The sequence below is a fragment of the Yoonia sp. BS5-3 genome (genome assembly GCF_038069655.2).
Classification (GTDB): domain Bacteria; phylum Pseudomonadota; class Alphaproteobacteria; order Rhodobacterales; family Rhodobacteraceae; genus Yoonia; species Yoonia phaeophyticola.
Genome location: NZ_CP150951.2, coordinates 3,077,868 through 3,090,818, shown reverse-complemented (window position 1 = coordinate 3,090,818; position 12,951 = coordinate 3,077,868). Strand labels below are relative to the sequence as shown.

At 58.7% G+C, this 12,951-nt stretch carries 15 protein-coding genes; 5 read left to right on the top strand and 10 right to left on the bottom strand.

All coding sequences use genetic code 11. The features are described from left to right. Positions 1-2 precede the first annotated feature (2 nt). Positions 3-1,493, bottom strand: coding sequence for a glycerol kinase GlpK (gene glpK / locus AABB29_RS15715; RefSeq protein ID WP_341366012.1), 1,491 nt, complete (start codon positions 1,491-1,493; stop codon positions 3-5). 25 nt (positions 1,494-1,518) lie between these two features. Beyond that, the gene (glpD, locus tag AABB29_RS15710) at positions 1,519-3,090 is read right to left on the bottom strand and encodes a glycerol-3-phosphate dehydrogenase (RefSeq protein WP_373636616.1); all 1,572 of its coding nucleotides are present in this window, start codon (positions 3,088-3,090) and stop codon (positions 1,519-1,521) included. A gap of 140 nt (positions 3,091-3,230) precedes the next feature. Here glpD and AABB29_RS15705 point away from each other — a divergent pair, with 140 nt between their 5' ends. Next, entirely contained in the window at positions 3,231-3,998 is a 768-nt protein-coding gene (locus AABB29_RS15705) for a DeoR/GlpR family DNA-binding transcription regulator (protein ID WP_341366014.1), read from the top strand. Here the strand turns inward: AABB29_RS15705 and AABB29_RS15700 are convergent. Then, positions 3,981-4,139, bottom strand: a complete 159-nt coding sequence (locus AABB29_RS15700) for a hypothetical protein (RefSeq protein ID WP_373636615.1) — start codon at positions 4,137-4,139, stop codon at positions 3,981-3,983. The two genes, AABB29_RS15705 and AABB29_RS15700, sit on opposite strands and share 18 nt — an antisense overlap. A gap of 113 nt (positions 4,140-4,252) precedes the next feature. After that, a complete protein-coding gene (locus AABB29_RS15695; protein ID WP_341366015.1) occupies positions 4,253-4,633 on the bottom strand; it encodes a hypothetical protein in 381 nt (126 codons plus the stop codon). A 50-nt stretch (positions 4,634-4,683) separates the two neighbouring features. On the opposite strand from AABB29_RS15695, the gene AABB29_RS15690 reads away from it, so the two are divergent. Next, positions 4,684-5,157, top strand: coding sequence for a MarR family winged helix-turn-helix transcriptional regulator (locus tag AABB29_RS15690; RefSeq protein WP_341366016.1), 474 nt, complete (start codon positions 4,684-4,686; stop codon positions 5,155-5,157). Between the two features lie 7 nt (positions 5,158-5,164). Here the strand turns inward: AABB29_RS15690 and AABB29_RS15685 are convergent, their stop codons facing one another. Further along, entirely contained in the window at positions 5,165-5,878 is a 714-nt protein-coding gene (locus AABB29_RS15685) for an RlmE family RNA methyltransferase (RefSeq protein WP_341366017.1), read from the bottom strand. A 14-nt stretch (positions 5,879-5,892) separates the two neighbouring features. Continuing rightward, the gene (locus AABB29_RS15680) at positions 5,893-7,005 is read right to left on the bottom strand and encodes a Ppx/GppA phosphatase family protein (RefSeq protein WP_341366018.1); all 1,113 of its coding nucleotides are present in this window, start codon (positions 7,003-7,005) and stop codon (positions 5,893-5,895) included. A 248-nt stretch (positions 7,006-7,253) separates the two neighbouring features. Between AABB29_RS15680 and AABB29_RS15675 the strand changes: the two genes are divergently transcribed. The 3 genes from AABB29_RS15675 to AABB29_RS15665 are packed head-to-tail and all read left to right on the top strand — an operon-like array spanning position 7,254 to position 9,598. Further along, positions 7,254-7,550, top strand: a complete 297-nt coding sequence (locus tag AABB29_RS15675; RefSeq protein WP_341366019.1) for a virulence factor — start codon at positions 7,254-7,256, stop codon at positions 7,548-7,550. Between the two features lie 41 nt (positions 7,551-7,591). Beyond that, on the top strand, positions 7,592-8,521 hold the full coding sequence (locus AABB29_RS15670; RefSeq protein ID WP_341366020.1) for a methylenetetrahydrofolate reductase: 930 nt from the start codon (positions 7,592-7,594) through the stop codon (positions 8,519-8,521). A gap of 9 nt (positions 8,522-8,530) precedes the next feature. Next, the gene (locus AABB29_RS15665) at positions 8,531-9,598 is read left to right on the top strand and encodes a methyltetrahydrofolate cobalamin methyltransferase (protein WP_341366021.1); all 1,068 of its coding nucleotides are present in this window, start codon (positions 8,531-8,533) and stop codon (positions 9,596-9,598) included. A gap of 40 nt (positions 9,599-9,638) precedes the next feature. On the opposite strand, the gene acuI is transcribed toward AABB29_RS15665, so the two are convergent. From acuI to AABB29_RS15645, 4 genes are read right to left on the bottom strand one after another with little or no spacing between them, the layout of a single operon-like run. Further along, the gene (gene acuI, locus AABB29_RS15660) at positions 9,639-10,622 is read right to left on the bottom strand and encodes an acryloyl-CoA reductase (RefSeq protein ID WP_341369076.1); all 984 of its coding nucleotides are present in this window, start codon (positions 10,620-10,622) and stop codon (positions 9,639-9,641) included. Between the two features lie 12 nt (positions 10,623-10,634). Next, a complete protein-coding gene (locus tag AABB29_RS15655; protein ID WP_341366022.1) occupies positions 10,635-11,735 on the bottom strand; it encodes a dimethylsulfoniopropionate demethylase in 1,101 nt (366 codons plus the stop codon). Continuing rightward, on the bottom strand, positions 11,735-12,241 hold the full coding sequence (locus AABB29_RS15650) for a DinB family protein (protein ID WP_341366023.1): 507 nt from the start codon (positions 12,239-12,241) through the stop codon (positions 11,735-11,737). The genes AABB29_RS15655 and AABB29_RS15650 overlap by 1 nt, the downstream gene beginning before the upstream one ends. Continuing rightward, positions 12,238-12,948 (bottom strand): DUF1326 domain-containing protein, encoded by a 711-nt coding sequence (locus tag AABB29_RS15645; RefSeq protein ID WP_341366024.1) that lies wholly within the window; start codon positions 12,946-12,948, stop codon positions 12,238-12,240. The genes AABB29_RS15650 and AABB29_RS15645 overlap by 4 nt, the downstream gene beginning before the upstream one ends. Positions 12,949-12,951 lie beyond the last annotated feature (3 nt).

Below are 12,951 nucleotides of genomic sequence, written 5' to 3'. Positions count from 1 at the left end.
AGTTACGACGCGGTCAGCGTCCGCTGCACCGCGTCTTGCCATCCGGCATAGCGCCTTTTGCGCGTTTCGGCGTCCATTTGCGGCGCAAACCGCCGATCCAGCGCCCATTCGGCGGCAAATCCTGCTTGATCAGGGTAAACGCCTGCCTTCATCCCGGCCAGCCAAGCAGCCCCCAGCGCCGTCGTCTCGAGCACCTTTGGCCGGTCCACCGGCGCGCCGATGATGTCGGAGAGAAATTGCATGGACCAGTCAGAGGCGCTCATCCCGCCATCAACCCGCAAAACCCCATCCGTATCCGAGGTTTGCCAGTCGCTTTTCATCGCTTCCAGCAAATCGCGAGTCTGAAAGCCGACGCTTTCCAAGGCGGCCCGGGCGAACTCCGCAGGGCCGGAATTGCGCGTTAAGCCATAGATCGCGCCGCGCGCATCCGCGTCCCAATACGGCGCGCCCAGCCCTGTAAAGGCGGGCACCATATAAAGCTCTTGCCCCGCATCCGCTGTTTCGGCCAAAGGTTGCGTTTCAGGCGCAGCGCTGATGATTTTCAGCCCATCGCGCAGCCATTGCACAACCGCGCCTGCGATAAAGATCGACCCTTCCAACGCATAGGTCGGCTTGCCGTCAAACTGATAGGCGATTGTGCCGAGCAGCCGTTTTTTGCTTTCCACCAGCGTATCGCCTGTGTTGAGCAGCGCAAAGCAGCCGGTTCCGTAGGTGGATTTCAACATGCCGGGTTCAAAACAGGCTTGCCCGATGGTCGCCGCCTGTTGATCACCCGCGACGCCCAGAATGGGAATTGGCGCGCCCAGCAGATCTGCATCGGTCGTGCCGAAATCCGCCGCGCAATCGCGCACCTCGGGCAGCATGGCCATAGGAATGTCAAAGCGGTCGCAAATGGTCTGGCTCCACTGCCCCTTGCGAATGTCGTAAAGCATGGTCCGGGCGGCGTTGGTGGCGTCAGTGGCGTGGACCTTGCCGCCCGTCAGCTTCCAGATCAGATAGCTGTCAACCGTCCCGAAAAGCAGATCGCCAGACGCCGCGCGCGCCTTGGCGCCGTCTACATGGGTCAGGATGTGATGCACCTTTGTGCCTGAAAAATAGGGGTCGGCCAGCAATCCGGTGCGCTTGGTGATCTCAGGCTCAAAGCCTTCTTCCCGCAGCGTTGCACAAAAAGGGGCGGTCCGCCGATCCTGCCAGACGATTGCGTTATGAACCGGCTGGCCCGTGTTTTTGTCCCAGATCAGCGTGGTTTCACGTTGATTGGTGATGCCAATACCCGCGACGTCGCCTGCTGAAATGCCCGCCTTTTCAATGGCCCCCCGGCAAGTTGCGACGACCGTCGACCAGATTTCCGCCGGATCATGTTCGACCCAGCCTGATTTAGGAAAATGCTGGGTAAATTCTTCCTGCGCGCTCGCGACAACCTGCATCTGCGCATCAAAAATGATGGCCCGGCTGGATGTAGTGCCCTGGTCAATGGCCAGAATATATGTCATGTGATCCCCCGTTTGCGGTGTTGTTTCAAGCCGCCATGAACGCGTCAAGGGCTGCGATGTCATCCGCGCTCATCCGCAGGCCCAGCTTGCTGCGCCGCCAGACGATATCTTCGGCGGTTTGGGCGTATTCCTTGCTTTGCAGCCAGGCCACCTCAGCCGCGGTCAGGGTCGCACCGAAATCCTGGCCCAGATCAGCGGCGCTTTGAGCATCGCCCAGGATCAGCTTGGCCTCGGTCCCGTAGGCCCGGATCAAACGCAGCGCCCAAGCGTCCGTCAGGAACGGGTATGCCGCCTGCAGATCATCCAACAGTTTATCGCGGTCGGCCACCGCGAAATCCCCACCGGGCAGCGGTGCAGCGTCGGTCCAAGGCCCCTGCCCGCCGATCATCGGCTCCAGCTTTTTCAGCGCGTTTTCGGCCAGTTTGCGGTACGTCGTGATCTTGCCGCCAAAGATATTCAGCAAAGGCGCCCCGGTGTCGTCCAACGACAATACGTAATCGCGGGTCGCCGCCGTTGCCGATTTCGCACCGTCATCATAAAGCGGGCGGACGCCGGAATAGGTCCAGACGATATCATCGCGGGTCACCGGTTTTTCGAAATATTGCGAGGCGAAGGCGCAGAGGTAGTCCTGTTCCGCATCGGTCGCGTAAGGGACCTGGTGCAGGTCATCATGTTCGGCATCCGTGGTGCCGATCAGCGTGAAATCGGTCTCATACGGAATGGCAAAGATAATCCGCCCATCCTCGCCCTGAAAGAAATAGGCCTTGTCGTGATCAAACAGCTTTTTGGTCACGATATGGCTGCCACGGACCAGACGCACGCCTTCTGATGTGTTCAGCCGGGCGACGGAACGCACAATGTTCTCGACCCATGGCCCGCCTGCATTCACAAGGGCGCGGGCAGTATACGTGGTCTTCTGCCCATCCGTGTCGGTGATGATTTCCCAATGATCGCCTGCCCGTGCAGCGCTGATCACCTTGGTCCGGGTCATCACCTTGGCGCCCCGTTCTTCGGCATCGCGCGCGTTCAGGACCACCAGCCGCGCATCTTCGACCCAGCAATCGGAATATTCGTAAGCCCGCTGAAACTTCGCCCTCAGCGGCGCGCCCGCCCGGTCCGCACCCAGATCCACCGTCGTCGTCCCCGGCAATATCTGCCGTCCGCCAAGCGTGTCATAGAGGAACAGCCCCAACCGGATCAGCCAGGCCGGGCGGCGTCCTTTCATCCAAGGCATCACCGTTGACAGCAGCTTCGATGTGGGCGTGTCATTCTCAAAGCGCATATCACGGTGATAAGGCAGCACAAAACGCATGGGCCAGCTGATATGCGGCATGTTTTTCAGCAGAACTTCGCGTTCGATCAGCGCCTTGCGCACCAGTCCGAACTCAAAGAATTCAAGATAACGCAGACCACCATGGAACAGTTTCGTCGACCCAGAAGAGGTCGCCCAGGCCAGATCGTTCATCTCGGCCAGCCCCACCGACAGCCCCCGTCCCGCCGCATCCCGCGCGATCCCGCAGCCATTGATGCCGCCGCCAATGATAAAGATGTCAAAATCGGTTTGCATCGCGTGCCCCAGTAAGTTGGTTTTGGTCATAAGCCCCATGCCGGCAGACGCAAGCCTGGCGCCATCAAATGTTCGCCCGCCGCCAAGCGAACCCTAAGCGAATACACAAAATTACTAATTTTGTGAGGGCTCCACTTGCCAAGCGTTCGTTCATCAGCAAAAACGAACCCATGGATACCGAGACCCGCCACCAGCACATTCGCACCCGCGCCCAGACCGAAGGACGCGTCGCCGCAACGGCGCTTGCGACCGAGCTTGGCGTCGCAGTCCAGACCATTCGGCGCGATCTGCGGCAGCTTTGCGCGGCAGGCCTGCTTGAGCGCGTGCATGGCGGTGCGGTGCTACCCTCGGGCGTCAGTAATATCGGTTATGACGACCGGCGCGCCCTGAACCGCGATGTCAAAATCGGGATCGCCCGGCGCACGGCACAGCTGATCCCCGACAATGCCTCGCTATTTCTGAATATCGGCACCACGACCGAGGCCGTTGCCCATGCCCTGCATGCCCATCGCAATCTGATGGTTGTGACCAATAATCTGAACGTCGCCAATATCCTGGCCAGTAATCAAAGCTGCGACGTGATCGTTGCCGGGGGCAGCCTGCGGCGCACGGATGGCGGACTGGTGGGCGATCTCGCAGCGCTGGCCATCGACCGGTTCAAAGTCGATTTTGCCGTGATCGGGGCATCTGCGATTGATCAAAGCGGCGATCTTTTGGATTTCGATCCCGAAGAGGTGCGGGTCAGCCAGCAAGTGATCAAAGCAGCGAGGGCCACAATTCTGGTGGCCGATGCATCAAAATTCACACGCAAGGCACCTGTAAAAATCGCCTCACTGGCGCAGGTCGACCATTTTGTCACCGACAACATCCCGTCCGAGGCGCTGGCCCATCGCTGTATCGATTGGCAAACGCGGGTGTCGCTAATCAAAACCCTCTAAAACGCTCTGCCTTTCGCCACCGATCCAAAGGGAGATATCGACAAAATCAAAGGCAAGGCTGATCGCAATCGTCACCGCCGCAGTCAGCGCATAGGCCCGGTACGCGTTCCATTTCTCCGATCTTATGTCTTTGACAAACATCCAAAATGGAAAGATCCAAACCAAATGCCCCAGCCCGAACAGCCGGGTGACATCGTTTCATTCGGCCACAAAAACGCAATAGGCGATCACAGCATTCAGCAGCTGCGCAAGGATCATCCATTGTGCTGCACCTGCCGTAACCCATGGTAATACTGCCCAAAACCCAGTGCCCCAACGCCGCAAGCCACGGCAATTGCGGCAAGGGTGGCGACAGTGCCTTTGATCCAGAGCCCCGCCAGCAGCAACACCAAGGTCAAAATGACCCACGTCGCATCCCCTAGAGCAAAAAAGGCGATCAAAGGCTGTTTTGCCGGCCAGTAGCGCGCGGTAAGGGCCAGCAGACCCGCATTGACCAGCAGCAAGCCACCCAGAGCAGTCACCACGATGACAGGCGGATCGCCTATGAACTGCGCGCTCGCTTGCGATGCGCAAAGGAACAGCAATCCAAACCCAAGACAACTCGCCGCATTCATCCAAAGAAATCGCCTGAGCATTGCCAGCCCCCACCTTGTCAACTAGGATGACAATATAGGAGAGCCACACCTTGTCAACCACGATTACAACATCACCCCAAGCCGGTACTGCCCTTGTCGATAGCCAGGCTCTGACCCTATGGCAGGCGATAGCCGCCTATCAAACCCGGCAAACCGCATGGCTTATCAACGGGTTGGCCGAGAAAGGCTTTGCCGATCTGACAAGCACCCACGTGGCCTTTATCGCGGCGCTTGATTGCGCGGATAACATGGCGTCCGAGATCGCGCGGCGGCTGAATATTTCGCGTCAGGCGGTGCATAAAACAGTGCGCGAGCTGACCGCGCTTGGCTATGTGACGACGGCCCAGAACCCTGCGCTGCGCAACAGCAAGGTCATTCAAATCACCGAACAGGGCGAGCATTTGATTGCCGCAGCCCGCCACATGTTTGCAGAGTTGGACAACGCGCTTACGGCTAAGATCGACGCCGCGGATTTGCAGAAGCTATTGGACGTCCTAACGGATCGCCCGTCCGAACAGGATTAGCTTCGCTTCACCCTTTAAACCCTGTCGCCACGACGAATTTCTCCGAACTGTCCGAGCGCGATGCAGGCGGTTTTACATTGGCCACTTTGGTGAACCGTTGCTTCAGAAGCTTTTGCAGATCACCTTCGGCACCACCGGCCAGAACCTTGGCCACGAATGTCCCGCCTTCTTCGAGAACGTCAAAAGCAAAATAGGCCGCCGCTTCGCACAGCGCGATGATCCGCAGGTGGTCTGTCTGCTTATGCCCCGAGGCGCTGGCGGCCATATCGGACATGACCACATGCGCGGTCCCGCCCAGCCATTCACGGGTTTTAACGTCGGCGTCGTCTTCCATGAAATCCAGCTGATAGATCTCGGCCCCGGCAATCGGTTCAACCTCTTGCAGATCGATGCCCAGCACATAGCCTTGGGCCTTTGACGTCCGCTCGCCCAGGGCATTGACGCGTTTGACGGCAACCTGGCACCAGCCGCCCGGGGCGCAACCCAGGTCAACAACGCGCGCGCCCGGCACCAAGAACCGATATTTATCGTCCAGTTCCAATATCTTATAAGCCGCCCTGCCCCGATAGCCATCGGTCTTGGCGCGCTTGACATAAGGATCATTCAACTGGCGCTGCAACCAATTGGTTGAGCTGATCTTGCGCCCTTTGGCGGTCTTTACCTTCACGGTCAGATCGCGATAACCGCGACCGGAGCTGTTTTTTGTGGGTTTCTTGGCCATCTGCTGCCTATCCCCTAAAACGGCCGGTCTTCCAAGACCCCATCTGCAGACATCTGCGCATAAAGCAGACCCTCGCGCAGCCCGCGATCGGCCACCGACATCCTATCCGTTGGCCACAGCCGCATCAACGCCTGCAAAATGGCCGAGCCTGACATGATCAGCGCCTGCCGGTCCTTGCCAATACGCGGATCATTGCGGCGGCCCGCAGGCCCCAGCGCCAGATAATCCCGGATCACTTTGTCAATCTGGTCAGAGGTCATGCGCAGCCCGTCGACCTTGGTCCGGTCATAGCGGCGCAGACCCAGATAACTGGCGGCAACGGTCGTCACGGTGCCGCTGGTGCCGATAATCTGAAACCCTTCGCGGGCCTGGGCGGCGGCATAGGGGGAAAACTCTTCGAGGTTTTCCTCAAAAAACCAGCTCATCAGGGCAAAACGGGCGGCGTCATCTTCGACATCGGAAAACTGATCGCGCAATGTCGCAACACCCAAAGGCACGGATATCCAGTCGACGACCTTGGCGGCGGCAAAAGGCCCGGGATCAGACGTGAAACCGGCATGCAGGCGCATGATCGCGCGGGGGCGTTCGCGTTGGGGCACATTGGTCAGATCAATCCAGACCAGCTCGGTCGAGCCGCCGCCAATATCAACCACCAACAGCTGTTCTGTATTCACGCTCACCAGTGGCGCGCAGGAAATCACAGCCAGCCGCGCCTCTTCCTCAGGTTTGATGATCTCCAGATCAAGGCCGGTTTCACGGCGCACCTGGGCCACGAAGTTTTCACCGTTCAGGGCGCGCCGGCAGGCCTCGGTTGCGACAAGGCGCATCCGTTTCACCCCGTGACGTTTCAACTTTTCCCGGCAAATCCGCATGGCAGATATCGTCCGGTTCATTGACGCACGCGACAAACGGCCTGTGCTTTCCAGCCCATGCCCCAGTTGCACGGATTTTGAAAAACTGTCGAGCACATGAAATTGGCTGCCCTTGGGTTGGGCAATCAACATACGACAGCTATTTGTGCCCAAATCCAATGCCGCATATAGCGTCGCCGGATCAGGCGGGGTTGGCGCGGGGGTATCGACCGCTTTAGGGAACGCGCCCGCACCTTTGGGACGCTTGGGCGCCATTTTTACGCCCTCCATTTCGAGTTACCCCCAAGCTAGGCCGCGAATTGCATTTGCACAAGTCTTGTGAACAATCATGTGAAATTCTCACATGTTTGAGATGAAGAATTTGACCCCGGCATGCCCTCGCCTTTGGGCCTTTGGATCGGTTAACCCTTCACGGTCGCTCAACGGCCTCGTGATGTCGAAATTTGGCATTGAATGGTAAATGCGGGTGATAGAACGAAAGAAAAGGTCCAAAGGGGAATCATATGCCCGACGTCACCATCGTCTTTTGGCGCGATATTCCAGCGCAGGTTATTGTCGGGCGTGGACGCCGCGGAACCAAGCTGCCGCTGCCTGAACGTTTCGAACAGGCGATTGACCGGGCGGCCATGAAATCGGGCGCGGCCGAATCTGATGATTATATGGCCGGTTTCCGCAAAGCGGACCCAATCCCAGGCGAAGGGACCGATGCAGAAGCCGCTGCCGCTGCCGTTGCCAAAATCGATACCGAATATGATCAAACCCGCATCAAGGCGCTGATTGCCAATGATGGCTGGGCTTGACCCCGCGCCCGTTCTTTCCCACCCGCCTTTCGGAGTTTGCCATGTCCCTGCTGTCCTTTCGCAAAACCAAAGATACTGCCGACCCCGGGGCCAATCCCGCGCTTGAGGCGTTTTTGCAGGATTACTCGATTGAGGTCATGCCGCGCACAGCCGAGAAAGTGGACGATTTCCGCGATCTTCTGCCTGCCGGGACCCGCGTATACATCGCCCATATCGAAGGCACCCCGATAGATGACATGGTCGCAACGGCCGCCCGTCTGGCCGCCGATGGGTACAATGTCATGCCCCATTTCCCGGCCCGGATCATCGCAGATCAGACCACACTTGCCGACTGGATCGCCCGTTATCAGGGCGAAGCAGGCGTCGATCAGGCGCTGCTTTTGGCCGGGGGCGTCGCACAGCCACATGGCGATTTTCACTCTTCCATGCAGCTCTTGGAAACGGGGCTTTTTGACAAGGCCGGGTTTAAAAGACTGCATGTGGCGGGCCATCCCGAGGGTAACAAAGATATCGACAAGGACGGCTCGGACAAAAACGTCATGGAGGCGCTGCATTGGAAACAGCGTTTTTCAGAAACGACCGATGCGGACATGGCCATCGCGACCCAATTCGCGTTTGAGGCGGACCCGATTATCGCCTGGGCAGATGCTTTGCGCGATGCGGGGATCACAATACCGATCCATATCGGCATTGCAGGTCCGGCCAAGTTGCAGACCTTGATCAAATTCGCCATTGCCTGCGGCGTCGGGCCGTCGTTGAAGGTGCTACAGAAACGTGCGATGGATGTCTCAAAACTGCTGCTCCCCTATGAGCCGACCGAGGTGCTGACCGCCCTTGCCGCCCACAAGGCCGCCAAACCCGATTTCAATGTCAGCCATGTTCATTTCTTCCCATTGGGCGGGATCAAGACCAACGCCAATTGGGCCATCGCCAATGGTGGCAACGCGGCCATTCCGGCCAACCAAAATTAAGGACGTCCTATGACACGCACGATCATCGAATCCAAAACAAAGACCGCCATCATCGGCTTCGATGAACCGTTCTGCGTGATTGGCGAACGGATCAACCCCACCGGGCGCAAGATCCTCGCTGCCGAGCTGGAACAAGGCGATTTCAGCCGGGTTGAGGCCGATGCGCTGGCCCAGGTCGCCGCTGGGGCAGATGTGCTGGATATCAATTCCGGGGCAGTCTTTTCCAACAAAATGGCCGAGGATCCGCGCTATGCGGATAACAATTTTGTTGAGCCGCCATTGATGAAGGAAATGGTCGAACGGGTGCAGGCCGTCACTGATATCCCGCTTTGCATCGACAGTTCAGTGCCCGGCGCGCTGGAAAACGGGCTTGCCGCCGCCGAAGGGCGCCCGCTCTTGAATTCGGTCACCGGCGAGGAAGAACGCCTGGAACTCGTCCTGCCGCTTGTTAAGAAATACAACGTCCCCGTGGTTGCCATCTCGAACGATGATACCGGGATCAGCGAAGATCCTGATGTCCGCTTTGCCGTGGCCAAGAAAATTGTCGAACGGGCAGCCGATTTTGGCATTCCGGCCCATGACATCGTGGTGGACCCGCTGGTGATGCCCATCGGGGCAATGGGCACGGCTGGCCTTCAGGTCTTTACGCTGGTGCGGCGTCTGCGCGATGAGCTGGGCGTGAACACGACCTGCGGCGCCTCGAATATCAGCTTTGGCTTGCCCAACCGGCACGGGATTAACAACGCGTTTCTGCCAATGGCCATGACCGCGGGAATGACATCAGCCATCATGAACCCGGTGGCACTGCCCGTCGGCCCCAAGAAAATCGCCGAAAAAAAGGCCGAGATCGCCGCCGCCGGGATCGTGCTGCCTGAAGATATGGATGACGAAGCTTTCGTGCAGATGTTCGGCATGGGATCCACCAAACCGCGCCCTGGTAAAGAAATGGAAGCCATCCGGGCCGCCAATTTCCTGACCGATAATGACCCATCGGGCGGCGCATGGATCAAATTCAACCAGAGCCCCGCCAAAGAAGGCGAAGGGCGCCGCCGGTCCGGCAGACGCCGGCGCGGCTAAGTCATCAATTGCTAAGGGCCGGGTACATCCCGGCCCTTTTTCATTGGTTGACGTCCACAACCACACGGCCTTGGACCTGCCCCTTTAGAATATCCGCCCCCAGCTGGGGCAGATCAGACAGGGTGGCGGGTTTGATCATCGCCTCCAGCTTGTCCATGGGCAGATCACTTGCGATCCGCTCCCAGGCGCGCAGGCGGTTTTCATAAGGTTGCATCACGCTATCGATGCCCAGCATGTTCACCCCGCGCAGCAAAAACGGGATCACCGTGGCGGGCAAACCCGCACCGCCAGCCAGCCCGACAGCGGCAACTGAGGCACCGTATTTCATCTGGCCCAGCACACGGGCCAGCATCGCGCCCCCGACGGCATCGACACAGCCGCCCCAGGTTTCACCCTCAAGCGGGCGTTTTGTGGTCTCATTGATCTCATCACGCGGGATGATCTGGGTTGCGCCCAATCCTTTCAGATAATCAGCCGTTTCGGGGCGGCCTGTGACTGCGGCGACCTCATAGCCCAGCTGGGCCAGGATCGCTGTGGCAACCGAACCAACACCGCCCGCAGCACCAGTGACCAGAACCGGGCCATCCTTGATCCCATGATCCTCAAGCGCCATGACCGCCAGCATCGCGGTAAAGCCAGCGGTGCCCACAGCCATCGCCTGCCTTGCATCCAGCCCGTCTGGCAAGGGCACAAGCCAATCGGCTTTGACGCGGGCCTTTTGGGCATATCCGCCCCAATGGGCCTCGCCCACGCGCCAGCCGGTCAGGACGACCTTGTCGCCTATTTTGTAGCGCGGGTCATCGGATGCCGCGACCGTGCCGGCAAAATCAATGCCAGGGACATGAGGATAATTGCGGACCAGTCCACCGCCTGGGCCAATGCATAGCCCGTCTTTGTAATTCACCGTGGAATAGGCCACATCCACCAACACATCGCCTTCGGGCAGTTGATCTTCGCTGATGGGCTGGACGGCGGCGGTGGTCTTGCCCGCATCATCCTTTTCGACAAGCAACGCGTTGAACATCATCTTTTCCTTCTAAATCCAGAAATTTTCATGGACGGTCACATCGCGCATCCCGTCCGGTGTTTGCACCGCAATCTGCGTGCCTTCGTCCCAATGGGTCATTTTGACCATACCGATGGCGACATTGGTCTTAAATTGGGGCGACAGCGCTGCCGAAGTCACCTGCCCCACCCTCTTGTTCTTGGCTATCAGCGGCCAGGGGCGATCACAGGGCGGCAGATCTCCGGCGATCGCAAGGGCGCGAATTTGCTGGGTCGGCCCCTCTTTGGCGACGCGCAACAATGCGTCGCGGCCCACACAGCCAATGGCCGTCTGGGTCGAACAAAACCGGCCCAGCCCACATTCATGGGGCGTGTTTTCACGGGTCATGTCATTGCCATAAGACAACAGCCCGCCTTCAATCCGCTCAATCAGATTGGGGCAACCGGCGCGGACATCCAAATCCTTGCCCGCCTCGAACAAGGCATGCCAAAGCGGCATACCGTTCTGGGTGCCGTCAACATAAATCTCAAAACCGCCCTGCTTGGAATACCCTGACCGGGCGACGGCCATGCTGGTGCCGTCAAAATCAAACCAGCCGAAACGGAAGAACTTAATGGCGCGGACGGCATCGCCAAAGACACGGGCCACCAGCTCTTCTGCCAATGGTCCTTGCACGGCCAAGGGCGACACATCGGGTTCATCGACCAGCACATCCAGCCGATACCCATAGGCCAAACCTTTGACCCAAAACAGCAAATCACTGTCAGCGATGGAAATCCACCAGCGATCCTCGGCCAGTTTCAAGGCCACAGGGTCATTCAGCATGCCGCCCGTTTCATCCACGATCGGCACGTAATAGCACTGCCCCGGCATCATGCCGCGCAGATCGCGCGGGGTCAGCATCTGCATCAGCCGGGCTGCATCGGGGCCGCGCAGTTCAATCTGGCGCTCTACCGCGACATCCCAGACCTGCACAGCCGATTTCAGATGATGGTAATCGGCCTCAATACTTTCAAAGACCGTCGGCAACAGCATATGGTTATAGACTGTGTAGCCCTTCACGCCCGCCGCCTCGACCCCTTCGGTAAAGGGGGTGCGGCGAATGCGGCGCGATGGGGCAATGACAGCCATCAGGCGCTGTCCGGGATGAAGGGGATATCGGTATCCTGCGGCTTTTGACCTGCAGCCGTCAACATCGCATGGACCTGCCCGCGATGATGGGTCTGGTGATTGAACAGCTGCATCACGCAAATCGCCCTGGGGCGCGAAAACTCGCGATCAAACATGCCGGAATACCAAGTCAGATCGCCGGTCAGATCAATGGCGCTAACGCTATTGGCCCATAGGGTAATCCGCGCATCGAGACGAAACCGTTCGGCCGCCCAAACCGCTGGGGTTGGGGTCATTTCCTTATGCTCTTCCGGGGGCACCTGAGGCCCCGCGCCACCATCAAAGCGACTGATCCAAAGCGTGTCGCCCCATAGTAGATGGTTCAATGTTGCCATGATCGACCCGAAAAAGGCCCCGCGATCCTTGTGCAACTCCTCAAGCTCCATCTCAGGGATCATCTTGCGTAGCCCGTCATTTTGCCAGGCGTTATAGCGGGCCATGGTTTGACAATATTCAGGCGTGATCATGGTTTGGGCCCCTTCCAGTCAATCGGGCAAATCTCGGCGGATTTGCCGCCAAAATCCCAGACACGGCCATAATCGCGGACCCGTGATTTCGTCCCTTGGGCGGCGATGATATCGGGGCCCATCCAATATTTTGAATTGCTGATCATGACCGGATGGTCCGGGCTGGCGCCCTGCATCGTTTCAATCTCGCCTTGGATCTTGCGGCCAATATAAATGCCACGCTTATTGCCATCGCGGACGATCTCAACCTTTTCGCGCTCGGCTCCGATAATTTCGGAAACCAGCATCGTAAACAGGCCCGTCGTGCCGCCGGCAACGCCGCTGAAAATCTTTAGAATACCGTTATAAGCCTTCTGCGTGCTACGCTCATCAACATAGGCGGCAACTTTCCAATTGCCCTCGGCCATGCGGCCCGGGATATCCACCAAAAGCCCCACATTCAGCCCATCCAGCGGCTCGCCCTCAAAATGTCCCTCATCAATGGCGATCGCCATCCAGGCATGGCAATGACCCTCGGTCGGGGGATGGGCACCAAGGCTGACCACACACGGGCAAAAAACGGTGCAAGAGCAGTTCAGAAACAGCTCGCCCTTGATGGCCCATTCGGTGGGCTGTTTCTTGCGGCGCAGCGGGTTGCTTGCCATGCGCTGATCGATGCGCTGCGAGATCGGCAACCGGTCGCTTGGGGCTCTGTTGTTCTCGGCCATATC

Coding starts and splice junctions, on each gene's coding strand:
- AABB29_RS15695 (WP_341366015.1), bottom strand. CDS start 4,633: ATGCTCAGGCGATTTCTTTGGATGAATGCGGCGAGTTGTCTTGGGTTT.
- glpD (WP_373636616.1), bottom strand. CDS start 3,090: ATGACCAAAACCAACTTACTGGGGCACGCGATGCAAACCGATTTTGAC.
- glpK (WP_341366012.1), bottom strand. CDS start 1,493: ATGACATATATTCTGGCCATTGACCAGGGCACTACATCCAGCCGGGCC.
- AABB29_RS15665 (WP_341366021.1), top strand. CDS start 8,531: ATGACACGCACGATCATCGAATCCAAAACAAAGACCGCCATCATCGGC.
- AABB29_RS15650 (WP_341366023.1), bottom strand. CDS start 12,241: ATGATCACGCCTGAATATTGTCAAACCATGGCCCGCTATAACGCCTGG.
- acuI (WP_341369076.1), bottom strand. CDS start 10,622: ATGTTCAACGCGTTGCTTGTCGAAAAGGATGATGCGGGCAAGACCACC.
- AABB29_RS15655 (WP_341366022.1), bottom strand. CDS start 11,735: ATGGCTGTCATTGCCCCATCGCGCCGCATTCGCCGCACCCCCTTTACC.
- AABB29_RS15705 (WP_341366014.1), top strand. CDS start 3,231: ATGGATACCGAGACCCGCCACCAGCACATTCGCACCCGCGCCCAGACC.
- AABB29_RS15685 (WP_341366017.1), bottom strand. CDS start 5,878: ATGGCCAAGAAACCCACAAAAAACAGCTCCGGTCGCGGTTATCGCGAT.
- AABB29_RS15700 (WP_373636615.1), bottom strand. CDS start 4,139: ATGTTTGTCAAAGACATAAGATCGGAGAAATGGAACGCGTACCGGGCC.
- AABB29_RS15670 (WP_341366020.1), top strand. CDS start 7,592: ATGTCCCTGCTGTCCTTTCGCAAAACCAAAGATACTGCCGACCCCGGG.
- AABB29_RS15675 (WP_341366019.1), top strand. CDS start 7,254: ATGCCCGACGTCACCATCGTCTTTTGGCGCGATATTCCAGCGCAGGTT.
- AABB29_RS15680 (WP_341366018.1), bottom strand. CDS start 7,005: ATGGCGCCCAAGCGTCCCAAAGGTGCGGGCGCGTTCCCTAAAGCGGTC.
- AABB29_RS15645 (WP_341366024.1), bottom strand. CDS start 12,948: ATGGCCGAGAACAACAGAGCCCCAAGCGACCGGTTGCCGATCTCGCAG.